This window comes from Micromonospora sp. NPDC050187 (genome assembly GCF_044459745.1).
Classification (GTDB): Bacteria; Actinomycetota; Actinomycetes; order Mycobacteriales; family Micromonosporaceae; genus Micromonospora.
Genome location: NZ_JBITJH010000007.1, coordinates 1 through 25,630, shown reverse-complemented (window position 1 = coordinate 25,630; position 25,630 = coordinate 1). Strand labels below are relative to the sequence as shown.

The 25,630-nt window shown below is 72.0% G+C and carries 17 protein-coding genes; 8 read left to right on the top strand and 9 right to left on the bottom strand.

What is annotated here, in order from left to right:
• Nucleotides 1-375: 375 nt before the first annotated feature.
• The 3 genes from ACIBJE_RS13440 to mshB all read right to left on the bottom strand — a co-directional run bounded on the left by ACIBJE_RS13440 (nucleotide 376) and on the right by mshB (nucleotide 2,300).
• A complete protein-coding gene (locus tag ACIBJE_RS13440) occupies nucleotides 376-840 on the bottom strand; it encodes a hypothetical protein (RefSeq protein WP_396747705.1) in 465 nt (154 codons plus the stop codon).
• Between the two features lie 78 nt (nucleotides 841-918).
• On the bottom strand, nucleotides 919-1,362 hold the full coding sequence (locus ACIBJE_RS13435; protein ID WP_396748164.1) for a hypothetical protein: 444 nt from the start codon (nucleotides 1,360-1,362) through the stop codon (nucleotides 919-921).
• Between the two features lie 17 nt (nucleotides 1,363-1,379).
• Nucleotides 1,380-2,300, bottom strand: a complete 921-nt coding sequence (gene mshB / locus ACIBJE_RS13430; RefSeq protein WP_396747702.1) for an N-acetyl-1-D-myo-inositol-2-amino-2-deoxy-alpha-D-glucopyranoside deacetylase — start codon at nucleotides 2,298-2,300, stop codon at nucleotides 1,380-1,382.
• An 87-nt stretch (nucleotides 2,301-2,387) separates the two neighbouring features.
• Between mshB and ACIBJE_RS13425 the strand changes: the two genes are divergently transcribed.
• Entirely contained in the window at nucleotides 2,388-4,523 is a 2,136-nt protein-coding gene (locus ACIBJE_RS13425) for a prolyl oligopeptidase family serine peptidase (protein ID WP_396747700.1), read from the top strand.
• A 45-nt stretch (nucleotides 4,524-4,568) separates the two neighbouring features.
• Here ACIBJE_RS13425 and ACIBJE_RS13420 read toward each other — a convergent pair whose 3' ends face one another.
• The 6 genes from ACIBJE_RS13420 to ACIBJE_RS13395 all read right to left on the bottom strand — a co-directional run bounded on the left by ACIBJE_RS13420 (nucleotide 4,569) and on the right by ACIBJE_RS13395 (nucleotide 14,634).
• Nucleotides 4,569-6,305 (bottom strand): ABC transporter substrate-binding protein, encoded by a 1,737-nt coding sequence (locus ACIBJE_RS13420; RefSeq protein WP_396747697.1) that lies wholly within the window; start codon nucleotides 6,303-6,305, stop codon nucleotides 4,569-4,571.
• A gap of 90 nt (nucleotides 6,306-6,395) precedes the next feature.
• Nucleotides 6,396-7,382 (bottom strand): ABC transporter permease, encoded by a 987-nt coding sequence (locus ACIBJE_RS13415; protein ID WP_396747694.1) that lies wholly within the window; start codon nucleotides 7,380-7,382, stop codon nucleotides 6,396-6,398.
• Nucleotides 7,383-7,393: 11 nt separating this feature from the next.
• Nucleotides 7,394-8,401, bottom strand: a complete 1,008-nt coding sequence (locus tag ACIBJE_RS13410) for an ABC transporter permease (protein WP_396747691.1) — start codon at nucleotides 8,399-8,401, stop codon at nucleotides 7,394-7,396.
• Complete coding sequence (locus ACIBJE_RS13405) at nucleotides 8,398-9,465, bottom strand: ABC transporter ATP-binding protein (protein WP_396747688.1); 1,068 nt, start codon at nucleotides 9,463-9,465, stop codon at nucleotides 8,398-8,400. The genes ACIBJE_RS13410 and ACIBJE_RS13405 overlap by 4 nt, the downstream gene beginning before the upstream one ends.
• Entirely contained in the window at nucleotides 9,462-10,550 is a 1,089-nt protein-coding gene (locus ACIBJE_RS13400; protein WP_396748162.1) for an ABC transporter ATP-binding protein, read from the bottom strand. The genes ACIBJE_RS13405 and ACIBJE_RS13400 overlap by 4 nt, the downstream gene beginning before the upstream one ends.
• A gap of 298 nt (nucleotides 10,551-10,848) precedes the next feature.
• On the bottom strand, nucleotides 10,849-14,634 hold the full coding sequence (locus ACIBJE_RS13395) for a S8 family serine peptidase (RefSeq protein WP_396747685.1): 3,786 nt from the start codon (nucleotides 14,632-14,634) through the stop codon (nucleotides 10,849-10,851).
• Nucleotides 14,635-14,811: 177 nt separating this feature from the next.
• Between ACIBJE_RS13395 and ACIBJE_RS13390 the strand changes: the two genes are divergently transcribed.
• The 7 genes from ACIBJE_RS13390 to ACIBJE_RS13360 all read left to right on the top strand — a co-directional run bounded on the left by ACIBJE_RS13390 (nucleotide 14,812) and on the right by ACIBJE_RS13360 (nucleotide 25,476).
• Nucleotides 14,812-17,739, top strand: coding sequence for an AAA family ATPase (locus tag ACIBJE_RS13390; protein ID WP_396747682.1), 2,928 nt, complete (start codon nucleotides 14,812-14,814; stop codon nucleotides 17,737-17,739).
• A 104-nt stretch (nucleotides 17,740-17,843) separates the two neighbouring features.
• The gene (locus ACIBJE_RS13385; protein WP_396747679.1) at nucleotides 17,844-18,392 is read left to right on the top strand and encodes a Uma2 family endonuclease; all 549 of its coding nucleotides are present in this window, start codon (nucleotides 17,844-17,846) and stop codon (nucleotides 18,390-18,392) included.
• Nucleotides 18,393-18,425: 33 nt separating this feature from the next.
• The gene (locus ACIBJE_RS13380) at nucleotides 18,426-19,862 is read left to right on the top strand and encodes a TldD/PmbA family protein (protein WP_396747676.1); all 1,437 of its coding nucleotides are present in this window, start codon (nucleotides 18,426-18,428) and stop codon (nucleotides 19,860-19,862) included.
• A gap of 127 nt (nucleotides 19,863-19,989) precedes the next feature.
• Nucleotides 19,990-21,375 (top strand): metallopeptidase TldD-related protein, encoded by a 1,386-nt coding sequence (locus ACIBJE_RS13375; RefSeq protein WP_396747673.1) that lies wholly within the window; start codon nucleotides 19,990-19,992, stop codon nucleotides 21,373-21,375.
• 300 nt (nucleotides 21,376-21,675) lie between these two features.
• Nucleotides 21,676-22,482: a hypothetical protein gene (locus ACIBJE_RS13370; protein ID WP_088982185.1), complete on the top strand. Its 807-nt coding sequence runs from the start codon at nucleotides 21,676-21,678 to the stop codon at nucleotides 22,480-22,482.
• A 15-nt stretch (nucleotides 22,483-22,497) separates the two neighbouring features.
• The gene (locus ACIBJE_RS13365; RefSeq protein WP_396747669.1) at nucleotides 22,498-24,420 is read left to right on the top strand and encodes a fumarate reductase/succinate dehydrogenase flavoprotein subunit; all 1,923 of its coding nucleotides are present in this window, start codon (nucleotides 22,498-22,500) and stop codon (nucleotides 24,418-24,420) included.
• Nucleotides 24,421-25,476, top strand: a complete 1,056-nt coding sequence (locus ACIBJE_RS13360) for a succinate dehydrogenase/fumarate reductase iron-sulfur subunit (RefSeq protein ID WP_396747666.1) — start codon at nucleotides 24,421-24,423, stop codon at nucleotides 25,474-25,476.
• The last annotated feature ends 154 nt before the right edge of the window (nucleotides 25,477-25,630 follow it).

Genomic DNA, 25,630 nt, shown 5'->3' with positions numbered 1-25,630 from the left:
TCGCGCAGCGCGCCCTTTGGAGCTGCTCGCACAGACGGGGCAGCCCACGCCGGGCCTGCTGCACAGGCTGAAACCGATGAAACGACACACCGGCTCACCGGGGCGGCGTTCGTCGACGACTTGGTTGCAGGGGGCCCTGCTCATCACGATGCGGTAGGAGGGGACCCCTGCAACCGGGCCGGACGTACGAACAGCCACGAGCGCACCAACAGCGCCCACGGACGGAGCGCGGCCACGAACGGAGCTAGGCCACGAAGGAGGCGGACGCATGCACGGGGCAGCTCCAAAGCGTCTCCGTACCCAGGTGTCCGCCCTGCCGGCCCGCTGGAGGGCGGGCCGGCGCGGGCCGGGACCGGGTGACCCGTGCGCGCCGGGTCAGCGGCGGACGGGGCGGCGGGGCTTGGTGTTCTTCACCTCGGCGTACCGCTTCAGCTGCTGGGACCGGTGGTCGACGCCGAGCGCCGTGGCGATCAGGTAGCCGATCAGGATGCCGGCCCCGGTGGCGAGCAGGTAGAGCCCGAGCTGGGCGAAGAAGGTGCCCGCACCGCCGGCGAACGGGTTGTTGCCGACCAGCAACGGGCCGACCAGGATGGTCGCCAGCATCGCGGCCCCGACGGCGGCGGCGAGGTCGCCACCCCACTGGGCCACCGCGCTACGCCTCGCCCAGGTGAAGGTGACGGCCGCGAGGATCACCCCGATCACCAGGAACATGGCCAGCGAGACCCGGTCTGCGGCGACCGGATCCTCGTCGAAGGCGAACCGGGTCAGCAGTCGGGCGACCACGTTGACCGCGAACAGCACGCCCGCCAGCACACCGATCGGCCGCCACCGGTCCCTCATCGCACCCCTCCCGCCGTACCGCCCGCCCCGACGGCAGGCTTCCTGGCAGGAATATCTACCACTCAGGTGGGGGCGGCGTCACTTGTCCGTTCGGGCCGGCGGGGCCAGCATCAGCCGGAAACCCAGCACGGCGAAGGTCATCGCACCCGCCACGATCATCGCCAGGCCGACCCAGTTGTCCCCGGAGAGGAGCACGTCCCCCTCGTCCGTACGCCCCGCCGCCACGACCATCATCGCGAACCAGGGCACCGCCGGCAGCACCACCGCCCACCGGCGTCCCACAGTGACGTGGGCGAACCAGCCCAGTGCGACGTTCGCCACGATCACCACCAGCACCGACACGCCGATGAGCTGCCCGCCCACCCGCACCCCGGCGAGCACCAGCTCGACCACCGCGGTCAGCACGCCGCCGAAGACGGCCAGCGCGCCGCCGGCCACCCGCAGCACCAGGTCGAGTACCCGCACCGCCCGCCCGGGCGGCGACGGCGGCTCGACCTGGTCCGGTTCCGGAGTGACCGACATCGACGCGGTGGGCAGGGTCACCGGAAACCGGCCGGCGCGGCGGCGTCCTGCGGTGTGACCGTGTCCAGCCCGGCGAAAAGGTCGTCCTCCCAGCCGTACGGGCCACTGCCCGGTCCCTTCTCGCCGACCGCGAGGAAGAAGTACTCCACGCCCATGAACTCGCTGCCGAAGTTGCCGGCGATGGAGTACAGCCAGGAGGTGTCCGGGATCTGCGTGGCGTGCGCCCGCATCGCCGTCTCCTTGGCGACGTGCTGGTCGGTGGCGTCGATCCGCGCCGCGATGTCCTTGTCGGGGGTGCCGAACGGCAGCTCGGCGAGGTCGGTGACGTCGGCGAAGGGGTTGTCCGACGAGTCGGCGAAGTGGGTCAGGCCGGCTTCCAACACGCTGATCGGCATCGCCGTCCAGTAGACCTTGGCGGGGGCGAAGCCCTCGGCCCGGGCCAGTTCGACGGCCCGCATCGCCACCCGGTGCGCCTGGATGTGGTCGGGGTGGCCGTAGAAGCCGTTCTCGTCGTACGTGACGAGGACCTGGGGGCGTACCTCCCGCATGATCTCCACCAGGTGCCCGGCGGCCTCGTCCAGGTCGGCCTGCCAGAAGGCGCGGGGGTGCTCGTTGGTGGCCAGGCCCATCATGCCGGAGTCGCGGTAGCGCCCCGCGCCGCCGAGGAAGCGGTGGTCGGTGACGCCGAGCGCCGCGCAGGCGGCGGCCAGCTCCGCGATCCGGTAACCGCCGAGCTGGTCGGCCTCGGCGGCGGCGAGCCCGGCCAGCTCCGGCACGTGGATCTCGCCCTCCTCACCGAGGGTGCAGGTCACCAGCGTGACGTGGGCACCGGTGGCGGCGTAGTGCGCCATCGTCGACCCGGTGCCGATCGACTCGTCGTCGGGGTGGGCGTGGACCAGCAGGAGCCGGCGGTCGGGCAGCGTCGTCACGCCGGTCACTCTAGCCGTCGCGACGGTCGGCGTCGGTTCCGACGCGTACAGGCAGGTCCGCCACATCGCCCCCGGGACGCCTCTACGATCGGCCGTGTGGACTATCCGGAGCTGGCCGCCCTCACCCGACGGTTCAGCCACGGGGCGCCGCGCGCCGTCACCGTGGCCGACGACGGATCGCGGGTGGTCTTCCTGCGTTCGGCCGGTCCGCAGGACCCGGCCGACGCGCTCTGGCTGCTCGACGTCGCCTCCGGTGAGGAGCGCCTGGCGGCCGATCCGGCCGTACTGCTCGGTGACGGCGGGGAGGGAGCTCTACCGGCGGCGGAGCGGGCACTGCGCGAACGGCTGCGGCTCAGCGCCGGGGGCATCGGTTCGTACGCCACCGACCCGGCCGCCCGGGTGGCCGTCTTCACCCTCGCCGGCCGGTTGTTCCGGGCCGACCTGGTGCACGGCGACGTGGTCGAGGTGACCACCGCCGGCCCGGCGATCGACCCACGTCCGGATCCGACCGGGCAGCGGCTGGCGTACGTGACCGACGCCGGGGCCACGACCCGCCGCGGCGAGCTGCGGGTGATCGACCCGGACGGGTCGGACACCATGCTGGCCGGCGAGGACTCCGGCGTGACCTGGGGGATGGCCGAGCACATCGCGGCCGAGGAGTTCCACCGGTTCCGGGGCTACTGGTGGGCCCCGGACGGTCGGTCGATCCTGGCCGCCCGGGTCGACGAGTCCCGGTTGGCCCGCTGGCACCTGCACGACCCGGCCGACCCGGCGAGCCCGCCGACCAGCGTCGCGTACCCGGTGGCCGGTGGCCCGAACGCGGAGGTGAGCCTGCACCTGCTCGACCTCGACGGCGGCTGGGTCGACGTGCACTGGGACCGGGAGACCTACCCGTACCTGGCCGCGGTGGACTGGGTCGACGGCGGGCCGCTGATCACCGTGCTGCGCCGGTCGCAGCAGCACGGTCTGGTGCTGGCGGTCGACCCGCGCACCGGGGAGACGCAGGTGCACGCCGAGCTGGCCGACCCACGCTGGGTGGATCCGATCCCGGGCACCCCCGCGCACCTGCCGGACGGTCGGGTGCTGGTCGGCGGCGAACTTGCCCACGACGGGTACGACGCCCGGTGCCTCTTCGCCGACGGCACCCTGCTCACCCCGCCCTCGCTCTACGTACGCCGGGTGGTGGGCCGGCTCGCGACCGGCGGCGGCCCGGCCGACCTGGTGGTGGAGGCGAGTGACGGCGAGCCGAGCCAGCGGCACCTGTTCCGGGTCCGCACGGTGATCGGGGGCGGGGTGGACGCCCGCCGGCTGACCCAGGACGAGGGCTGGCACACCGCCGCCGTGGGCGGGGACGTGCTGGTGGTCGGGTACGCGTCGCTGGACCACGCCGGGGTGCGCTGGACGGTGCACCGGGGCGGCGAGGACGTCGCCACGCTGCGCTCGCACGCCGCCGCCCCGCCGTACGCGCCCCGGCCGGCCCTGGAGCGGGTGACGGACCGGCAGTTGCCCGCCGCGGTCCTCTACCCCGGCAACCACGTCGCCGGGCGGCGGCTGCCGGTGCTGCTGGACGTCTACGGCGGGCCGGGGCACCAGGAGGTGCTGGCCGCCCGGGCGGCCTGGCTGGAGCGGCAGTGGTGGGCGGACGCGGGCTTCGCGGTGGTGACCGTCGACAACCGGGGTACGCCGGGCGTCACGCCCTCGTTCGAGAAGGTGATCCACCGGCGGGTGGCGGACGTGGTCCTCGCCGACCAGCTCGACGCGCTGACCGCGCTGGCCGGCAAGCACCCCGATCTCGACCTGGGACGGGTCGCGGTGCGTGGCTGGTCGTTCGGGGGCTGGCTCGCGGCGTTGGCGGTGCTGAGGCACCCGGAGCGGTTCCGCTGCGGCATCGCCGGGGCGCCGGTGACCGACTGGGCGCTGTACGACACCGCGTACAGCGAGCGCTATCTCGGCCTTCCCGACGAGGGGACGGACGTCTACAGCCACCACAGCCTGGTCGAGCTGGCCGCCGAGCCGCCCCGCGCGGACGAGCTGCGTCCGTTGCTGCTGGTGCACGGGTTGGCCGACGACAACGTGGTGGCCGCGCACACGCTGCGCCTGTCGGCGGCGCTGCTCGCCACCGGCCGGCCGCACGCGGTGCTGCCGCTGACCGGGGCGACCCACATGGCGGCCGGCGGCACCGCCGAGCGTCTGCTCCGGCTGGAGCTGGACTTCCTCCGTACCCACCTGTGAGCAGGGGCCCCTGCCGTCCGGCAGAGGCCCCTCACCCGATCTGCGCTACTGCTTGACGTGCACGTTCACGAAGGACGGGTAGCCGAAGATGCTGTCGATGAAGACGCCACCGACCTTGGAGCCGTGTACGTAGAAGCCGTTCTCCACGAACAGCGGCACGGCCGGGGCCAGCTCCTTCATGATCCGCTCGTCGAGCTTGGCCCACTCCGCGCCCTGGTCGGCCACGGGCATCGCGAGCACCCGGTCGAACTCGGCGTTGATCGCGTCGCTGTTGACGTACGACCGGTTGCTGTTGTTGGTGGCCTTGATGGTGCGGCCGTCGAAGAGCACCGGCAGGATCGCCGCGCCGCTCGGCCAGTCCGCCGCCCACTGGTCGATCCAGATGTCCCAGGGGTTGTCCCGCTTGCTGACCTCGTCGAGCTTGGCGTCGGTCGGGATGGTCTTCACGGTGACCTTGAAGCCGGCCTTCTCCAGGTTGCCCTTGAGCTGGGTGGCCAGTTCGGTGGAGTCGTCGCTGATGCCGAGCACCAGCTCCGGGGTCTTGCCGGCGAGCAGTTCCTTGGCCTTGGCCATGTCGCCGTTGGGGCCGGCCGGGTAGACGTCGTGCTTCTGGTAGCCGATCGTCGACGGCGGCAGCAGGGTGGTCACCGCGCGGGCGGAGGACTCACCGCCGTAGGCCTTGATGAATCCCTCCCGGTCGACGGCGTAGTTCAGCGCCTGACGGACCGCGAGGTCGGTGACCCGGCTGGTGTTGATGGTCAGTCGCCAGAGGCTCGGCGTCGGCCCCTGGATGGTGCGCGGCTTCAGGGCGGCGTCACCGGAGACCCGGGCGACCAGCGCGGCGGGGACCCCGTTGAAGGCCAGCGCGGCCTGGTCGTCGCCGTTGTCGGCGATCACCCGGTTGGCGCCCGCCTCCGGGTCCGGGCCGAAGTTCCAGACGATCCGGTCCGGGTACGCGTGCCGCACGGGGTCGGTGTTCGGGTCCCAGTGCTCGTTGCGTTCCAGCACCACCTCGACGCCGGCGGTGTGCTTGGTCATCTTGTACGGGCCGGAGGAGAAGGGCTGGTTGTCCAGGTTGACCCCGGTGTCCTTCTCCGGCTTGAGCGGAGCCGTGTAGGGCAGCGACGCGGCGAACGGCAGGTCGCAGTGCGCCTTGGCGAACTCGAAGCGCAGGGTCTTCGCGTCCGGGGTGGTCAGGCCGGGCGGCAGCGACGTCTTGTTGGCCTTGAAGTCCCACTTGGTGTCGTACTGCGGGGTGTCGGCGAGCCACTCCTGGAGGTAGGTCGGACCGCCGGTCAGGTCGGGGTCGAAGGAGCGGGCGATGCCGTAGGCGATCTCCTTCGAGGTGATCGGGGTGCCGTCCTCGAACTTCACCCCGTCCTTGATCTTGAACTCCCAGACCTTGCAGTCGGAGTTGACGTCCTTGCCCGGCGTCTCGGCCAGGTCGCCGACCAGGGTGACCTTGCCCGAGCCGTCGTCCTTGAACGTGGTCAGGAAACGGCTGTAGAGCGGCGCGTTCATCAGACCGGCGAACGAGTAGATCCGCTGCGGGTCCATGTGCGAGATCTTGGTCTCCCGGATCACCCGGAAGGTCCCGCCCTTCGCCGCGCCCGACACCTCCGGGGCCGGCCCCATCGACTCCTTCGGGTCGGTGGCGATCGAGCCACTCTGCACACGGTCGGAGTCGACGGTGCCCTCGGTGCCCTTGTTCTCGCTGCACGCCGCCATGGCCGCGAGCAGTGCGAGCGCTCCGCCAGCGGCGGCTGCCCTCTTCAGGCGCATCTCGCGCCTCCTCCCCTGCCTGTAAGAAATCTACGAGTGGTGTAACAGAACCGATGGATACTTTTCCACGGGTGGAACGGGGTCGATGCCTTATCGCAACCGCACCCGGGGGTCGATGGCCGCGTAGAGCAGGTCGACGACGACGTTCGCCAGCACGATGAAGACCGCCGAGATCAGCACCGTGGCCATGATCGTGGGCAGGTCCCCGGAGCGGACCGCGTCGACGGCGGTCCGCCCTAGCCCCTGGATGCCGAAGGTCGTTTCGGTGATCACCGTGCCGCCGAGCGCGCCGCCCACGTCCAGCCCGGCGATGGTCACCACCGGGGTGATCGCGGCGCGCAGCGCGTGCCGCCCGTACACGGTGCGTTTCGGCAGGCCCTTGGCCCGCGCGGTACGGACGAAGTCCTCCGAGAGCGTCTCCAGCATCTGCGCCCGGGAGAGCCGGGCATAGATCGCGCTGAAGAGGAAGGCCAGCGACACCCAGGCGAGCACCAGCCCGCTGGCCCACTTCAACGGGTCGTCGAATATCGACGTGTACCCCGGCACCGGGGTTATCCGCAGCTGGTACGTGAAGATCAGCAGCAGCACCGCGCCGACGAAGTAGAGCTGCAACGACGCGCCGGCCAGCGAGAAGCCGATCGCCGCCTTGTCCAGCCAGGTGCCCCGGCGCAACGCGGAGACCATGCCCAGTCCCACGCCGACCACCAGCCAGAGGATCGCCGCCGGGAACACGATGCTCAGCGTCACCGGCAGCACCCGGACCAGCGTGTCGGTGACCGCCTCGTTGTTGACGTACGACCAGCCGAGGCAGGGGGCGTCGCACCGGCCGCCCTGGGCACTGCCCAGGTCCCGCCCGGCGACGATGCCCTTCATGTAGTTGGCGTACTGCTGCACCAGCGGGTCGTTCAGGCCCAGCTCGTCGCGGACCCGCTCCAACCGTTCGGCGTTGCAGTTCTTCGGGCACATGCCGCTGACCGGGTCCCGGGGCAGCGCGAAGAACATCAGGAAGCTGAGCACGCTCACCGCGAAGAGGGTGAGGACGGCGCTGAGCAGTCGGCGGACCAGAAATCGTGTCATGAGAGGACCCCCTACCGGGACGACTTCGGGTCGAGCGCGTCGCGCAGCGAGTCACCGAACAGGTTGAACGCGAGCACCAACGCGAAGATCGTGATGCCCGGGAAGAACACGTAGGCCGGGTCGGTCTGGAGGTACGGGATGCTCTGGAAGATCATCCGGCCGAAGTCGGCAGTGGGTTCCAGGATGCCGATGCCGAGGAACGACAACGCCGCCTCCCCGGTGATGTACTGCGGCACGGCCAACGAGAACGCCACCAGGATCGGCGCCCAGAGGTTCGGCAGGAGCTGCCGGAACACCATGTGCCCCAGTCCCGCGCCGCTGGCCCGGGCCGCCTCCACGAACTCCCGCTCGCGCAGCGAGACGACCTGGCCCCGGACCAGCCGGGCGGTGCTGGTCCAGCTGAACACGGCGAAGACACCGATCAGGACGGCCACCTGGAACCAGGCCGGCACCTCCTCGCGCGGCCCGTAGAAGCGCAGCGCCACGGTCGGCACCACGGCCAACGCGAAGATCAGGAAGGGCAGGGCCAGCGCCACGTCGGTGATCCAGCTGATCACCGTGTCGACCATCCCGCCCAGGTAGCCGGCGAGGATGCCGGTGATCACGCCGATCGTCGTGGTCACCACGGCGGCGGCGAACGCGATGAAGAGCGAGGTGCGCAGCCCGTACACCATCCGGATGAAGATGTCCCGGCCGAGGCCGGGCTCCAGCCCGAACCAGTGGTCGCCGCTGACCCCGCCGACGTAGCCCAGCGGCATGCCGTTGCCGTCCAGCAGCTCCTGGAACTGCTCGTTCGGGCCGACCCCGTACAGCCTCGAGATCAACGGGGCGGCGAGCGCGACCAGCACCAGGAACAGCAGCACCGCACCGCTGATCACCGCCGTGCGGTCGCGGCGCAGCCGCGCCCAGGCGAGCTGGCCGGGGGACCGACCGACGACCTCGCGCTTGGCGACGCCGTCGCCGTCGGTCGCCGGAGCGATCTCCGCCCGGACCTCACCCTCCACCGGGGACAGGCTCATCGCGACACCTCATTCGGTACGGCCACCTCGTCGCCGGTCGGCGCCAGCGGCCCGGTCTCGGGGTAGTGGCAGGCGGTGGCCTGCCGGCCGCCCTCCCTCGGGACGAGGGCGGGCGTCTCCGTGGCGCACCGGTCGGTCGCCTTCCAGCAGCGGGTGCGGAACCGGCAGCCCGACGGCGGGTCCAGTGGCGTGGGCACGTCCCCGGTGAGCCGGATCCGCCCGTCCGCCCCCCGGCCGGTCACGTCCGGCACCGCCGACAGCAACGCCCGGGTGTACGGGTGCTGCGGGCGCTGGTAGATGTCGTCCCGGTCGCCGATCTCGACGATCGTCCCCAGGTACATGACCGCGACCCGCTGGCTGAAGTGCCGCACCACCGCCAGGTCGTGGGCGATGAACACGAACGCCAGTCCCAGGTCGCGTTGCAGCTGGCGCAGCAGGTTGACCACCTGCGCCTGGATCGAGACGTCCAGCGCCGAGACCGGCTCGTCGGCCACGATCAGCTTGGGTTCCAGGGCGAGTGCGCGGGCGATGCCGATGCGCTGCCGCTGGCCGCCGGAGAACTCGTGCGGGTACCGGTTGTAGTGCTCCGGGTTCAACCCGACCAGTTCCAGCAGTTCCCGCACCCGGTTCCGGACACCGCCGGGTGGCTTGATCCCGTTGACCTCCAGCGGCATCGCCACGATCCGCCCCACGGTGTGCCGGGGGTTCAGCGACGCGTACGGGTCCTGGAAGATGATCTGAAGGTCCTGGCGCAGCCGGCGCAGATCCCGGCCCCGCGCCCGGGTGATCTCCTGCCCGGCGAAGGTGACGCTGCCGGCGGTGGGCTCCATGAGGCGCACCAGCATCCGGCCGGTGGTGGTCTTCCCGCACCCGGACTCCCCCACCAGACCCAGGGTCTGCCCCGCCGGGACGTCGAAGTCCACGCCGTCGACCGCCCGCACCACCCCGGAGTGGCGCAGTCCCTCCCGCACCGGGAAGTGTTTGGTCAGCCCGGTCACGCTCAGCAGCGGCTCCACCGGGCTGCTCGTCGGCGCGCTCACCGCGCCGGTCGTCGGGGCGCTCACCGCGCCACCCCCACCCGCTCGGCCTCGTCGGCCCAGATCCGCGCCCGCTCGTCCGCCGCCAGGTGACAGGCCACCCGGTGGCCCGAGTCGCTCACCGGCAACAGCTCCGGCACCTGTGTCCGGGACCGGTCACCGTTCCGGTCCGCCCACCGGCACCGGGGGTGGAAGGCGCACCCGGACGGCAGGTCGATCAGGCTGGGCGGGTTGCCGGCGATCGGCCGCAGGTCCGCGTCCGCGTCGCCGTGCAGCGACGGCACGCTGCCGAGCAGACCCCAGGTGTACGGGTGCGCCGGCGACCGCAGCACCTCGGTCACGCTGCCGTACTCCACCGCCCGGCCCCCGTACATCACCAGCACCTCGTCCGCCACCTGACTGACCACGCCGAGATCGTGGGTGATCAACACGATCGCCGAGCCGAACTCCTGCTGGAGGTCGGCGAGCAGGTCCAGGATCTGCGCCTGCACCGTCACGTCCAGGGCCGTGGTCGGCTCGTCGGCGATCAGCAGCTGCGGGTCGTTGACCAGCGCCATCGCGATCATGGCCCGCTGCCGCATCCCGCCGGAGAACTCGTGCGGGTACTGCTCGGCCCGCCGTCCCGGCTGCGGGATCCCGACCCGGTCCAGCATCTCCACCGCCCGCGTCCACGCCGCGCGGCGGCCCACCTTCGGATGGTGCACCCGGTACGCCTCGGCGATCTGCCGTCCGACCGAATAGAACGGGTGCAGCGCGGAGAGCGGGTCCTGGAAGATCATCGCGACGTCCCGGCCGCGCAGCCGGCGGACCTCCGCCTCGGGCAGCCCCACCACCTGTCGCCCGCCGACCTCGATATCTCCGGAGACGGTGGTCCGGCGCGGGTCGTGCAGGCCCAGCACGGCCAGGGACGTCACGCTCTTGCCCGACCCGGACTCCCCCACGATGCCGAGGGTCCGGCCGCGCTCCACCGCGAACGACACCCCGTCGACCGCCCGCACCACGCCGTCCTCGGTGTCGAACCGCACCCGCAGGTCGGTGACCCGCAGATACGGCCCGCTCGCGGTACGCTGCCCGGGCGCGGCAGGACGATCGCCCGGCCCCTCGGCCGGCATCGACTTAGGCCTCTTCACGACCGACCGCCCCCCTGGTTGACGAAGAGAACTTGCAGCAGATCCCAGAGGGTGAAAATAAGCTACAACCAGGCGTCCTGTCAGCCGCCGGTCCCGTAACGAGTCGGCATCGCCCCCTGGACACCCCCCGATCCGAGGAGGATCGGCTCACCCTCGGCGGTCCCGCCGGCACCCACGCCGAACGGGCTGCGCCGGCAGCAGCGTGCCAGCACAGCCCGTCCGTGGTCGGAAAGATCACCTCGCGACGCACCCGGCCCGACGACCGGGAGTCACGCCCGGGTCACGGCCTGCGCCAGGGGTCGACGTAGGCCACCGTGGTGAAGTCGATCTCCGGCTCCCAGGGCAGTACCCCGCCGGTCACGCTCGACCCGGTCACGAAGATCCGGACCCCGGCGTCAGGGGTGCTGTCCACCACGACCCCGTACGCGTTGTCCGCGCCGCCGCCGGGCAGGCCGTCGTACCGGCCGGTCCACGTCACCTTCCCGCTGGCCGCGTCGTACGCGATCGTCAGGTAGTCGTCGTCGACCATGACGGACCCGTCGCCCCCGCTCTGTTTGTCGGCGCTGCCGCCGGTGACGACGACCCTGCTCCCGTCCGGGGTCACGGCCAGATCCCAGGCGGCGTCCACGCCGTTGACCAGCCCGTTGTGGCGCTGCACCCACGACCGCTTCCCGGTGGTGGTGTCGTAGGCGAGCGTGACGAAGTCGGCCTTCGTCCCCTCGCCCTCGCTGTCGCCGGTCACGAACAGTCGACCGCCGTCCGGCGTGAGCGCGAGAGCCCGGGGAGTGTCCGTGCCGTGCCCCGGACCGTCGTAGCGGTCCGTCCAGATCTCCCTACCGGTGGCGGGGTCGTAGGCGATGGTGACGAGATCGTTGCCCGCCTCCGTGGTTCCGCTGCTCCCGGTGACGAAGACCGCGGCGGGGGACGCCACGAGTCTGCTCGGGATGTCGATGGCGTTCGACGTGCCGTTGTGCATGGCCGTCCAGAGCTGCGCGCCGGTGCCGGCGTCGAACGCCACGGTGCCCCAGTCGGTCAGACCCGTGTCCACTCCGCTGCTCTGGCCGGTGACGAAGACCCTGGTGCCGTCCGGGCTCACCCCGATCGCCCTGGCGTCGTCGGCGAAGGGCCCCGGACTGTCGTAGGTGGTCAGCCACCTACGTTCGCCGCTGTCGGCGTGGTACGCGATCGTGAGGTAGTCCAGCTCGTTACCGGGCAGCGTCGTGTATCCGGTCACGTAGACGCTCTTCCCGTCCGGGCTGACCGAGATCGCGTTCCCGGTGTCCGCGCCGTTCGCCTCCGTGCCGGTGTACCGCGCCTCCCAGAGCTGCCGCCCGGTGGTGGTGTCGTAGGCGAGGGTGACGACGTCACTGCCCGACCCAGGCGCCTCGCTCACCCCGGTGACGAAGAGCTTGGAACCGTCCGGGCTCACCTCGATCGCCGTCGGCTCGTCGTACGTGGCGGCGGGTCCGGCGTAACTCGCGCTCCACAGCCGGGCCCCGGTGGTCGGGTCGTAGGCGACGGCGACGAAGCGCGGACTGGGCATACCCCAGAGCGCCTGGTTGCTCGCGCCGACCACGTAGAGGCGCTTGCCCTTCGGGTCCAGGGCGACGTGCTGCGCGATGTCGTCCAGGCCCTGGGCCCCGTAGCTGGCCGCCCAGGTCTCGGGCACCGGACGCACCACCACCGGGACACGCACCCGGTGCCGACCGTCCGACCAGGTCAGCTGGCCACCCTGGAAGGTGCCCAGCGGCGCGCTGGTGCGGGTGAACGTAACCGTGAAGGACTTCGTCTGCCCCGACTTCAGCGTGAGCCGCTTCGGGCTGACGGTGGCCGTGACCCCGTCCAGCCCAGAGACGGCGGGAGTGTAGGTGGCGGTCGAGCGGCCGACGTTCGTCACCTCGCGGGTCACCGTCCGGGTCTCGGAGAGCCGGCCGACCGAGATCGAGGGTCCGTTCAGGTCACTCGGGTCGAGGGACCGACCCGACTTGGACAGCCCGTCGCAGGTCTCGGCGGAGACGCCGTCGGTCGTGCCGCAGAGGAAGGCGAGCCAGTCCTCGACACCGCTGTCGAAGACCAGACCGGGGTCGGCGGCGCTGTTCGGCGTGACGTGCCCCGCCCCCTGCTTGAAGATCACTGACGGGTCGGTGTTGGGCCCGTCCCGGACGTCGGAACCGCTCGTCATCAGCGCCGACTTGATCGCCATCGGCGACCAGTCCGGGTGGAGGTCCTTCAGCAGTGCCGCGAGTCCGGCGACGTGCGGGGCCGCCATCGAGGTGCCGCTCATCATGCCGAACTCGGCCCCGTTGGCGGCCGGTGGTGCGGTGGCCGCCAGGATGTCCTGTCCGGGGGCGATCAGGTCGGGCTTGAGGAGGTTGCCGCCGCCGGCGTACAGCGGCCCGCGCGAGGAGAACTCGGCGACGTACGGAGCCGGGGCGTCGTACCGGAGCTTCGCCTGGCCGATCGACGCGGTCGCGCCGGTGCTGGCGGCGTAGGTCTTCACGGCCGGCCGGTCCGAGTCGGCGAGGTGCACGGTGGGCACCGCGTGCAGGTCGGCGTTGAGCGATCCCGGGTCCACGTTGGTCAGGACCACCCCGACGCCGCCCGCCTGGGCGACGGCCAGACTCTTGTTGCCCCGGGCGTTCCCGCCCCGGTCACAGAGCACGATCCGGCCCTTGACCTTCGCCGGGTCGAGCACCGGCTTGCCGTCGTTGTCGCTGGCCGCCCGGCACTGCGCCACGGCCACCGGGTCGGCACCGGGAAGTCCCGCCGCGGTGGCGTCGACGAGAGGCGCGGTGACCGGCGCCGACGCCAGCGAGGCCCCGGCGTGGACGGCGCCGTTGCCGAGCGTCACCGATGCCTGCCCGGTGCGGTTGTGGGTGCCGGCCGCGACCGTGGTCACCCACGGGGACGGATGCGCCACGGTGGCGGTGGCCGGGCCGTCGTTCCCCGCCGAGGCCGCCACGAAGATGCCCGCCTGCGCGGCGGCCAGGAACGCCATCTCCGCCGGGTCGAGGAAGTCCGTGGTGGTCCCAGAGACCGAGTAGTTGATGACGTCCACGCCGTCCGCCACCGCCTGGTCGATCGCCGCGACCAGGTCGGAGTTGAAGCCGCTGGCGGTCGAGGCGTCCCGGGTCGACCAGAGCGCCTTGTAGGCGGCGATCCGGGCGCCCGGCGCCACCCCGCTGACCGTCCCGAACATCTGCGCCGCCCCGGTCGCGGCGACGCCGTGGTTGCCCGCGGCCGTGGCGGCGGTGTGCGTGCCGTGGCCGTTGTAGTCACGCGGCGACAGGAACTCCCACGGCAACTCCTGCTTCACCGCGTCGTCGCCGCCCCAACCGCCGGCGAAGTGCCGCGCCGCGACCAGTTTCCCGTTGCACATCGTGCGGTCCCAGGATCCGTCGGGGGCCGCCCCCTGGCAGCTGCCCTCGAAACCCCGCACCGGCGGGAACGGCCTGCCCCGGCCGTCGGTGTCGGCGAAGCTTCCGCTGGTCGGCCAGATGCCGCTGTCGATCACGCCGATGACGATGCCGTCGCCCACGCCCGTGCTCTTGCCCCGTCCCTTGACGCCGCCGAGCTGGTCCCACAGACCTCCGCGCGCGTCCAGGCCGAGAAAGGACGGCGTCGAGGACGTCTGCGTCGACACCTTCCGGTCCTCGGTCACCGAGACGACGTCGGGCATCGTCCGCAGCCGCGCGACCTGGGAGTCGGTCAACTCCGCGGCGAACCCGTCGTAGGTGTAGACGTACTCGTAGAGTTTCCGGCCACCGCCCACCTTGCCGAGCGCCTTGTCGTGCCGGCCCCGCAGGTGGTCGGCGTACCTCTTGACCGGGGCGGAACCCGGGTCGATCTTCTGGCCCCGCTGCGGTTTCGTGGCGGCCAGCCCGGCCACCTTCCCGTCGTACGTCGCGACCGGGTCCAGCGCCATCTGCACGAGGTAGGTCTTCCGCTCGTCCGTACGGCCCTTCTCCGGAGCGGCCCACGCGGCCGGGCCGTGCCACACGCCCCCGGCCAGCGTCAACGCGGCCACCGCCGTCGCCGCCGTCAATCGTCGCTGTCTCAGATCCATCCCCGCCCCTTACCGCACTGGTGCATGTGGCGGTCGACGCTAGTGACGACGGACCGGACCGGGCTTCCGTACCGGATACCGATTTTTGACCATCCGGTGCGGGCACCGGTAACAGAAGACTCAGTACCCTGAACCCGCAGGTGGATCGGGTCGACGCGGGCAGAGGGGGGTGGCCGGATGCCCTTGGGACCGCCCCACGTCGCCCCCTCGGACTCCCGGTCAGCGGTGCTCGTCGGCCGCCGGGCCGAGTTGGCGACGCTGCGCGCGGCCGTCGCCGCCCCGCCGTCCCTCGTCCTGGTCGAAGGCGAGGCGGGGATCGGCAAGAGCCGCCTGGTGGGAGAGCTGTTCGCCACTCCCGACCTGGCCGCCGTGCGCCGACTGGTCGGCCAGTGCGAGCTGCTCCAGGAGCCCCTGCCGCTCTCCCCCCTGCTCGACGCCTTCCGCCTCGCCGGCCCCGACCTCGCCCTGTCCCCACCGGACAACCCGGTGATCGGGGCGCTCGCGCCACTTCTTCCCGAGGTCGCCGCGCACCTGCCCGCGCCCCTGCCCGCGCTCTCCGACCACCTGGCGGAGCGGCACCGGGTGTTCCGGGCAGCCATCGCGCTGCTCGACCACCTGAGTCCGCTGGTCCTCGTCCTGGAGGACGTGCACTGGGCCGACGGCGGCACGCAGGACTTCCTGGCCTTCCTGTCCACGTACCAGCCGAGGGACCTCTCGGTGATCCTCACCGTCCGGAGCGGGGCCGGGCCGCTGCCGGTCCGGGAGGCCTTCGCCCGCGCGCCGTCCGGGCCGGCGCGGTCGATCAGCCTCGCCCCGCTGAGCCCGTCCGAGGTGGAGCAGCTCGCGGGCAGCATCCTGGCCGCGGACGTGCCGGCTGCCTTCGCCACCTCGCTGTACGAGAAGACCGGCGGCATCCCCTTCGTGGTGGAGGAGGTGCTCCGTACCCTCCCGGAGCACCTGCCCGCCGGCGAGGTCCCCGGCCGGCCCGACGTGCTCGCCGATCTCGCCGTACCGACGGTGCTGCGGGACGTGCTGCTCCAGCGCCTGTCCTCGCTCGACCACGACGCACAGGAGATCCTCCGGGCTGCCGCCGTCGTCGGCATGACACCCGACGAGGGGATCCTCGCGGAGGTCGCCGGTCGCGGCCCGGCGGAGATCGCCGGGGCCCTGGCGCAGGCACAGGCGGCCGGCCTGCTGCACGAGCACGACGGCGGATGCCGGTTCCGGCACCGGCTGGCCTGGCAGATCGTGTACGAGTCGGTGGCCACGTCCAACCGGCGCTGGCTGCACCTGAAGACCGCGCGAGCCCTCCAGTCGGCGGCCGGGCCCAAACCGCTGGCCCGGCTCGCCCACCATTTCCGGCATGCCGGGAGCGCCGCCGAGTTCGTGGCCAACGCGGAGGCGGCGGCGGACACCGCCCTCGCGCACGGCAACGACGCCACGGCGGCCCGGTTCCTGTTGCAGGCGCTCCAGCTCGGCGAGCCGGCCGGTGAGGTGCGGGTCAGGCTGGCCGTCAAGCTCGGCAAGGCGGCGGTCGACGGGCTGGCGCAGACGCAGGCCGTACCGATCCTCGAACACCTTCTGGCGACCGAACCGCTCCCCGCCGACCTGCGCGGCGAGCTGCGCTTCGCTCTCGGGCGCCTGCTGCGCCAGCACGGTGCGGCCCGGGCGGGCTACCTCCAGATCGAGGAAGCCATCCACGATCTGACCGACCGGCCCGGACTGCTCGGTCGGGCGCTCGCCGCGCTCGCCGCGCCGGAGACCGTGGTGGACCGGCACTTCAGTGAGCACGCGGTCCGGTGTGACCAGGCCGAGGAGGCCGCGCGGCGCAGCGGCGAGCGGGGCGTCCACGTCGCGGTACGCATCGCGCGGGCCTCGCTCCTGCTGGAACAGGGCGACCCGGCGAGCTGGCGGCTGATCGACGAGCTGCTGCGGGACGACGCCCTCCGGTCCGCGCCGCGGGAACACGCCCGCGCCTGCCTCAACTGGGCCCAGGGCGCCCTCCACGTCGGGCAGCTGCGGCATGCGGAGACCCTGCTGGCCGAGGGACGCCGGACAGCCGATCAGGCCGAGTACCTCCGGCTGGCGGAGGTCGTCGAACTCGTGGCCGCCGCCGTCGACCACGCCCTCGGGCGGTGGAAGGGGCTGGCGGGTCGCCTCCGCCGCCTGAGCGGCTTCCACCCGGCCCCCCAGCAGCCGTCCCACGGCACGGCGTCGCACTTCGCCGCCGCCTCGTTCGACATCCGGTTGCTGCACGGCGCGTTGCTGGCGGCCACCGGCCCAGCCGAGGAGGCCACCGCGTGCCTGGTCGACGTGATCGCGGTCACCGAGCGGGTCGGTGCCGTCTGGCCGCTGATCTCCGCCCGGACCACGCTGTCCCGGCTGTTGCTGACGCTGGGCGACGCCGAGGGCGCGGCCTCGGCCGCCACCTCCGCACTCGCCGACGTGCGCGCCAAGGGGAACTGGGTGTGGGGTGCCGAGTCGGTGCTGTGCCTGGCGGACGCCCTCGACGCCGTGGGCCGGGCCGACGAGGCGGGTCCACTCGTGGACGAGCTGGGTGTGGGGATCGGCGACGCCGACGCGCCGCTCGCCCAGGCCGCCCTGCTCAGCGCCCGGGCCGTCCTGCTCCGCTCACGTGGCGCCCAGCAGCAGGCCGATCGGCTGCTCGTCGCGGCGCACACCAGGTTGGGGGAGGCCGGGCTGCGCTACCAGGAGGCCACAGCTCGCGAGCGCCTGGGGCGCTGGCGCTGCGAACGGGGAGCCGTGGACGGCGGGCGCATGCTGGAGGACGCGTTGCGCGCGTACGGGGAACTGGGGGCGGACCGGGACATCGCGAGGATCTGCCGGATCATGCGGAGCAACGGCGTGCCCATCCCGTATCCCTGGCGAGGTGGACGCCCGTCCCACGGCCAGGTGCTGTCGTCCCGGGAACGCGAGGTGGCGTTGCTGGCGGCGGACGGGCGGACGAACCAGGAGATCGCCGCAGAGCTGTTCCTGTCCCGGCGCACGGTCGAGAGCCACGTCGCCAGTGTGCTGCGCAAGCTCGGCTGCCGGTCACGCAAGGAACTCCCGGCGATGATGCCCCCTCCGGTCGGCGACGGTTGACCGCCCGACGTGGTGGACGATGAGCCCGGCTCAGCGCACTTGAGGTGCGACGATGGGGCAGGCGATCACGAGAGGATTCCCGCCGGTTCGAGGTGGAGGTGACCATGACCGCAGCGGTGTTCGACCACGACGGACCGTGGACGGAGGAGGAGTACCTCGCCCTCGGCGAGACGCACCAGCGCGTCGAACTCTTCGACGGGAGCCTCCACGTGACCCCAGCACCGACCCCACGCCACCAGCGCATCGCCCGCCGACTCGGCAACGCCCTCGAACCGGCCGCCGAGGCGGCCGGGCTGGAGCTGTTGGAGGCGGTGAACGTACGACTCCGGCAGGACCGGGTTCCGATCCCCGATCTCGTGATCACCGATCCGGTCGACCTCGACGAGCCGTACATCGAGGCGGCCGACGTCCGGTTGATCTGCGAGATCGTCTCGCCGGGCAACGCGGCCACCGACCGCGTGCTCAAGATGCACTACTACGCCGATGCGCGCATCCCCTGGTACCTCCTGGTCGAACAGGACACCGGCAGCCTGCACCTCTACCGGGAGAAGAACGGTCACTACGTCGAGGAGTCGACGGCCCGTCGGGGTGACCTGCTGGAGCTGACCGAGCCCGTACACGCCGTCATCCGGCCGGAGCGGTTGCTGGACTGACAAGTGCCGGGGGGCTCGCCTAGGGTCGAGTCCATGACCGAGTTCGACGCGGCGACCCTCGCCGTGCAGGCCGCGCTCGACGCCGGCGCACGGTACGCCGACGCCCGGGTGATGCACCGCCACTACGAGTCCATGTCGGCCCGCAACGGCGAGATCGAGCAGCTGACCCAGGACTCCGACCTCGGGCTCGGGGTGCGCGCCCTGGTCGGGTCGAGCTGGGGTTTCTACGCCGTACCCGACCTGGCCGACGCCGCCGCCCGCGACGCCGGGCACCGCGCCGCGCGGATCGCCGCGGCGAGCGCCCGGGTACCCGGCCCACCGGTCGAGCTGGTGCCGTCCACGCCCACCACCGCCTCCTGGGCCTCCGCCTGCGAGGTCGACCCGCTCGGCGTGCCGCTGAGCAGCAAGGGCGACCTGCTGGTCGCCGCGACGGCGACGATGGCCGAGCACGGGGCGGACCTGGCCGAGGGGCTCTACCAGGTCTGGGACACCGGCAAGTGGTTCGTCTCCAGCGAGGGGCACCGGATCGACCAGCACATCCGCGAGTGCGGGGCGGGCATCTCGGCCACCTCGATCGGCGACGGCGAGACCCAGCGCCGGTCCTGGCCGAGCTACCGGGGCCAGTACGGCACCACCGGCTGGGAGCTGGTCGACTCGCTCGACCTCGTCGGCAACGCCGCCCGGATGGCCGAGGAGTCCCGGGCCCTGCTCACCGCCCCGCTCTGCCCGGCCGGCGAGACCGACCTGATCCTCGGCGGCGAGCAGCTCGCGTTGCAGATCCACGAGTCGGTCGGGCACGCCATCGAGCTGGACCGGATCCTCGGCTGGGAGGCTGCGTTCGCCGGCACCTCCTGGTTGGACCTGCGCCAGCTCGGCTCGCTGCGCTACGGCTCCGAGCTGATGAACGTCACCATCGACCCGACCATCCCGGGCGCCCTGGGCAGTTTCGGCTTCGACGACGAGGGCTCTCCGGCGGTCCGCCGGGACGCGGTCCGCGCCGGCCGCTGGGTGGGGGTGCTGGCCGGGCGGGACTCGGCCGCCGTCGCCGGTCTGGGCTACGGCGGCAGCGTCCGCGCCGACGGTTGGGCCCGGCTACCGATGGTGCGGATGACCAACGTCGGCCTGGAGCCGGGGCCGCACACCCTGGAGGAGATCGTCGAGGCGACCGACGACGGGGTGCTGATGGACATCAACCGCTCCTGGTCCATCGACGACAAACGGCTCAACTTCCAGTTCGGCTGCGAGATCGGGTGGGAGATCAAGAAGGGTCGGCGCGGCCGGATGCTGCGCAACCCGACCTACACCGGGATCGGGCCGGTCTTCTGGCGCTCGATGGACATGCTCTCCTCCGAGATCGTCCCCTGGGGGACGCCCAACTGTGGCAAGGGCCAGCCAGGCCAGGTCGGGCACACCGGCCACCCGGCCGCCCCGGCCCGCTTCCGCAACGTCCGCGTGGGGGTGACCGCGTGAGCGCGAGGAATGAGCGAGCGCAGCGAGCGAGTCCCGCAGTCGCGAACGAAAGGGACCGCAGCGTGAGCGCGAGGGATGAGCGAGCGCAGCGAGCGAGTCCCGCAGTCGCGAACAGAAGGGGCGCAGCGTGAGCGCGAACGAGCAGGAGATCGCCGGGCAGGTCGTCGAGCTGGTGGGCCGGCTCGCCGGCGCGGGCGCGCAGGCCGAGGTGACGGTGACCCGGTCGGACGTGGCGCTGACCCGGTTCGCCAACTCGTTCATCCACCAGAACGTCGCCGAGTCGACGGTGTCGGTCCGGCTGCGGCTGCACGCCGACGGGCGTACGGCCACCGGCAGCGGCAGCCTGACCGGCCCGGACGGGCTCCGTGAGCTGGTCGAGCGGACCCTGGTCGCGGCCCGGCTCTGCCCGCCCGACCCAGGCTGGCCGGGGCTGGTCCCGCCCACCCCGGCACCGGGCGCCCCGCCTCCCGACGAGGCCACCGCACACGCGGATCCCGACGAGCGGGCCGCCCGGGTCCGCGCCTTCGTCGACGCGGCCGGCGGGCTGGAGACGGCCGGCTACTGCCGCACCTCGCACCAGGCCGCCGCGTTCGCCAACACCGCCGGGCACACCGCGTGGGGGCGGATGGCCGAGGCGGCCATGGACGGCATCGCGCGGGCCGGCGGCGTGGACGGGGTGGCCCGGCTCGCCGCCGACCGGCTGAGCGAGCTGGACGGCGCGGTCCTGGGGGCGCGGGCGGCGGGAAAGGCGCGCTCCGGCGTCGACCCGGTCGAACTGCCCCCGGGGCGGTACGAGGTGGTCTTCGAGCCGGCCGCCGTCGCCGACCTGCTGGCGAACCTCGCCATGTACGGCTTCAACGGCAAGGCGTACGCCGAACGGAAGTCCTTCGCCGAGCCGGGCGCGGCCCAGTTCGACCGGGCGGTGACCCTGGTCGACGACCCGCTCGCCGCCTCCGGGCTGCCCGTGGACACCGAGGGCACCATTCGTCGCGCGCTGCCCCTGGTGACCGCCGGCACGACCGACGCGGTGACGCACGACCGGCGTACCGCCGCCGCCACCGGTGCCGCGTCGACCGGGCACGGGTCGCTCGAATCGCCCACCTTCGGCCCGTTCCCGCGCACCGTCCGGCTGCTGGCCGCCGAGGGCCCGGCACTGGCGGCGGACGTGGTGGCCGGTCCGCCGGTCAACCCGGACACCGCCGTCCTGGTGACGGGCGTCGGGCGGGGGCTGCTGGTCAGCGACCTCTGGTACACCCGGGTGCTCGACCCGAAGGCACTGACGGTGACCGGGCTGACCCGCAACGGGGTCTGGCTGATCGAGGACGGGGTGGTCACCCGGGCGGTCCGGGACCTGCGCTTCACCCAGGCGTACCCGCAGGCGCTCGCACCCGGCGCGGTGCTCGGGACGGGTCGGGTCGCTCTCCGCCAGCCGGACCGGGCTGCGGGCGTCTGGTGGAGCGCGCCCCCGCTGCGGCTCGCCGAGTGGAACTTCACGGGTGGCGCCTCCGGGTGAGCTGCACCGGGTTCCGGATCGTTGATCCCATGGGCCCGGATCCTCCCCCGACGTGAGGTTCTTAACATCGGACGGCGATCGGAGCGCCACAGCTTTCAAACCGGCGGCGTACAAGCGACACTCCCTGCGCGAACGGCTCGCACCGAGCGGCGTAACGTGTGTCACTTAGCTGCGTCGGTACGCCCCGGCGTGGTTGTGGGTGTGCGCAGGGGGACGTGGCTGCGGGGGCGGTGCGCCGGCCCGCGTGCCCGGCCGGAACCGATCCGTGCCCGCGAGGGCCCCGTCAGGGAGACAACTGGAATGACTTCAACGGCAACGAGGCCGCGGGGTGCGCGAGCGCGCGCCGCCATTGCGGCGAAGACGTTGCGTACCGACCGCTGGTGGTTGGCGCCGCTGATCACGGTCATCGGCCTCGGCGCGTGGGTCACGTACGCGACGGTCCGGGTCTTCATGCACAAGTGGTACTGGGTCGACGACTACCACTACCTGACCCCGTTCTACTCGCCGTGCGTGACCGACCGCTGCGTCACGGAAGCGTCCCACTTCGGGCAGTTCCTGCCCGGCTGGTGGATCATCCCGGACGCCGCGATGACCCTGCCGTTCCTGCTGCTGTTCCGGTTGACCTGCTACTACTACCGCAAGGCGTACTACCGGTCGTTCTGGCTCTCGCCGCCGGCCTGCGCGGTGCCGGACGGGCACAAGACCTACTCGGGCGAGACCCGCTTCCCGCTGCTCGGCCAGAACCTGCACCGGTACGCCTTCTACGCCGCCGCGATCATCTCCCTGATCAACACCTGGGACGCGATCCTCGCCTTCCACTCGCCGAAGGGCTTCGGCTTCGGGCTCGGCAACGTGATCCTGCTGGTCAACGTGATCATGCTGTGGGCGTACACGATCTCCTGCCACTCCTGCCGGCACATCATCGGCGGGCGGCTGAAGCACTTCTCCAAGAACCCGCTGCGCTACCGCGCCTGGACGGGCGTGTCGTGGCTGAACGTCCGCCACATGCAGCTCGCCTGGATCACCCTCGGCACCCTCGCGCTGACCGACTTCTACGTGATGGCGCTGGCCGCCGGCTGGTTCAGCGACCTGCGGTTCATCAACTAAAGGGCCCTGACACAGATGACTACGCGAATCGAACGACACCACTACGACGTCGTCGTGATCGGGGCCGGTGGCGCCGGCCTGCGCGCGGCGATCGAGGCCCGCCTGGCCGGCAAGAAGACCGCGATCATCTCGAAGTCGCTCTTCGGCAAGGCGCACACGGTCATGGCCGAGGGCGGCGCCGCCGCCGCCATGGGGAACGTGAACAGCCGGGACAACTGGCAGGTGCACTTCCGCGACACCATGCGCGGTGGCAAGTTCCTCAACAACTTCCGGATGGCCGAGCTGCACGCGAAGGAGTCGCCGCAGCGGATCTGGGAGCTGGAGACCTACGGTGCGCTCTTCGACCGCACCAAGGACGGCAAGATCTCGCAGCGCAACTTCGGTGGGCACGAGTACCCCCGGCTGGCGCACGTCGGTGACCGGACCGGCCTGGAGCTGATCCGGACCCTCCAGCAGAAGATCGTCTCCCTCCAGCAGGAGGACAAGAAGGAGTTCGGCAGCTACGACGCGCGGATCAAGGTCTTCGCGGAGACCACGATCACCGAGCTGCTGCTCGACGGCGACCGGGTCGCCGGGGCCTTCGGCTACTACCGGGAGTCCGGCGAGTTCGTCCTCTTCGAGGCCCCGGCCGTGGTGCTCGCCACCGGCGGCGTCGGCCGGTCGTACAAGGTCACCTCGAACTCCTGGGAGTACACCGGGGACGGGCACGCGCTGGCGCTGCGCGCCGGGGCGACGCTGATCAACATGGAGTTCCTCCAGTTCCACCCGACCGGCATGGTCTGGCCGGTCTCGGTGAAGGGCATCCTGGTCACCGAGTCGGTCCGGGGTGACGGCGGCGTCCTCAAGAATTCCGAGGGCAAGCGGTTCATGTTCGACTACGTGCCCGACGTGTTCCGCAAGCAGTACGCGGACAACGAGGCCGAGGCGGACCGCTGGTACAAGGACCCGGACAACAACCGGCGTCCGCCGGAGCTGCTCCCCCGGGACGAGGTCGCCCGCGCGATCAACAGCGAGGTCAAGGCGGGCCGGGGTACGCCGGCCGGCGGGGTCTACCTGGACATTGCCTCCCGGCTGCCGGCCGAGGAGATCCGCCGCCGCCTCCCGTCGATGTACCACCAGTTCAAGGAGCTGGCCGACGTCGACATCACCAAGGAGCCGATGGAGGTCGGGCCGACCTGTCACTACGTGATGGGTGGTGTCGAGGTCGACCCGGACAGCGGGGCCGCGTCCGGCAACGTGCGGGGGCTGTTCGCCGCGGGCGAGGTCTCCGGCGGTATGCACGGCTCCAACCGGCTGGGCGGCAACTCCCTGTCCGACCTGCTGGTCTTCGGCAAGCGGGCCGGTGGGCACGCGGCCACCTACGCCGACCAGCTTCCCTCCCGCCCCAAGGTGTCGGTGGACGCGGTCGAAGCCGCGGTGGAGACCGCGCTCGCTCCGCTCCAGCGGGACACCGGCGAGAACCCGTACACGCTCCAGCAGGACCTCCAGGCGGTGATGGGCGACCTGGTCGGCATCATCCGGCGCGAGGGTGAGCTGGCCGACGCCCTGGTCCGCCTCGCCGAGCTGCGCGAGCGGGTGGCGAAGGTCAGCGCGGCGGGTGGCCGGCGCTACAACCCGGGCTGGCACCTGGCCCTGGACCTGCGCAACATGCTGGTCGTCTCGGAGTGCACCGCGAAGGCCGCCCTGGAGCGGCAGGAGTCGCGGGGCGGCCACACCCGGGAGGACTTCCCGAAGATGGACCCGACGTGGCGCCGGGTGAACCTGGTCTGCTCGCTCGACGGCGACGCCGTACGCCTGGAGCACAAGCCGCTGCCGAAGATGCGCGCCGAGCTGATCAGCCTCTTCGACCGGGCCGAGCTGGCGAAGTACCTGACCGACGAGGAGCTGGCCGACTTCGACGCCCTCGTCGCCGACGCGCACGCCGAGGAGGCGAAGTAAGTGGGCTCGAAGCGCCAATTCCGCATCTGGCGGGGTGACGAGAACGGTGGCGACCTCCAGGACTACACCATCGAGGTCAACGAGGGCGAGGTCGTCCTCGACGTGATCCACCGCCTCCAGGCCACCGACGCGCCGGACCTGGCCTGCCGGTGGAACTGCAAGGCCGGCAAGTGCGGCTCCTGCTCGATGGAGATCAACGGCAAGCCGCGGTTGGGCTGCATGACCCGCATGTCGACCTTCGAGGAGGCCGAGACCGTCACGGTCACCCCGCTGCGGACCTTCCCGGTGATCCGGGACCTGGTCACCGACGTCTCGTTCAACTACGAGAAGGCGCGGGAGACCCCGGCTTTCGCCCCGCCGGAGGACCTGGCCCCGGGCGACTACCGGATGAAGCAGGTCGACGTCGAGCGCTCGCAGGAGTTCCGCAAGTGCATCGAGTGCTTCCTGTGTCAGACGGTCTGCCACGTGATCCGGGACCACGAGGAGAACAAGCAGGCGTTCTCCGGTCCGCGCTACTTCATCCGGGCGGCCGAGCTGGACATGCACCCGCTCGACACCAGGACCGACCGCAAGGAGTACGCACAGGCCGAACAGGGCCTCGGCTTCTGCAACATCACCAAGTGCTGCACCGAGGTGTGCCCCGAGCACATCAAGATCACGGACAACGGCATCATCCCGATGAAGGAACGGGTGGTCGACCGCAAGTATGATCCCCTCGTGTGGCTTGGTAGCAAGATCTTCCGTCGGGGTCAGAACGAGCAGGTGCAGGCCGGTGCCCGGCCGCAGGTCGGGGTGCACCACGGCCTGCACTCGCACGCGGGCGGGTCGCACGACCCGGGCGCCGAGGCACAGGCGCAGCGCGGGCTCAACTGGAACCGCGAGGTGCCGCACCCGACCGCTCCGGCGGTGGACGAGCGGGGTCGGCTGCCGCTGAGCGAGCTCACCTTCGACCGGCCGGCCGCGCCGTCGCCCTTCGGTGACGACGTGACGTTCCCGCTTCCCGCCGAGCACCTGAACTACGCGCACCCGGAGCAGGACGAGAAGAAGCAGCACTGAGCGACACAGCGAACGGCAACGGGGGTGGGGGGGGGGGGGGGGGCCCCCCCCCCCCCCCCCCCGCGGGCCGGGGGGGGGGGGGGGGGGGGGGGGGGGGGGCCCCCCCCCCCCCCCCCCCCCCGCGCCACACCGGGCGTCCGGTGGGGCCCGTAGG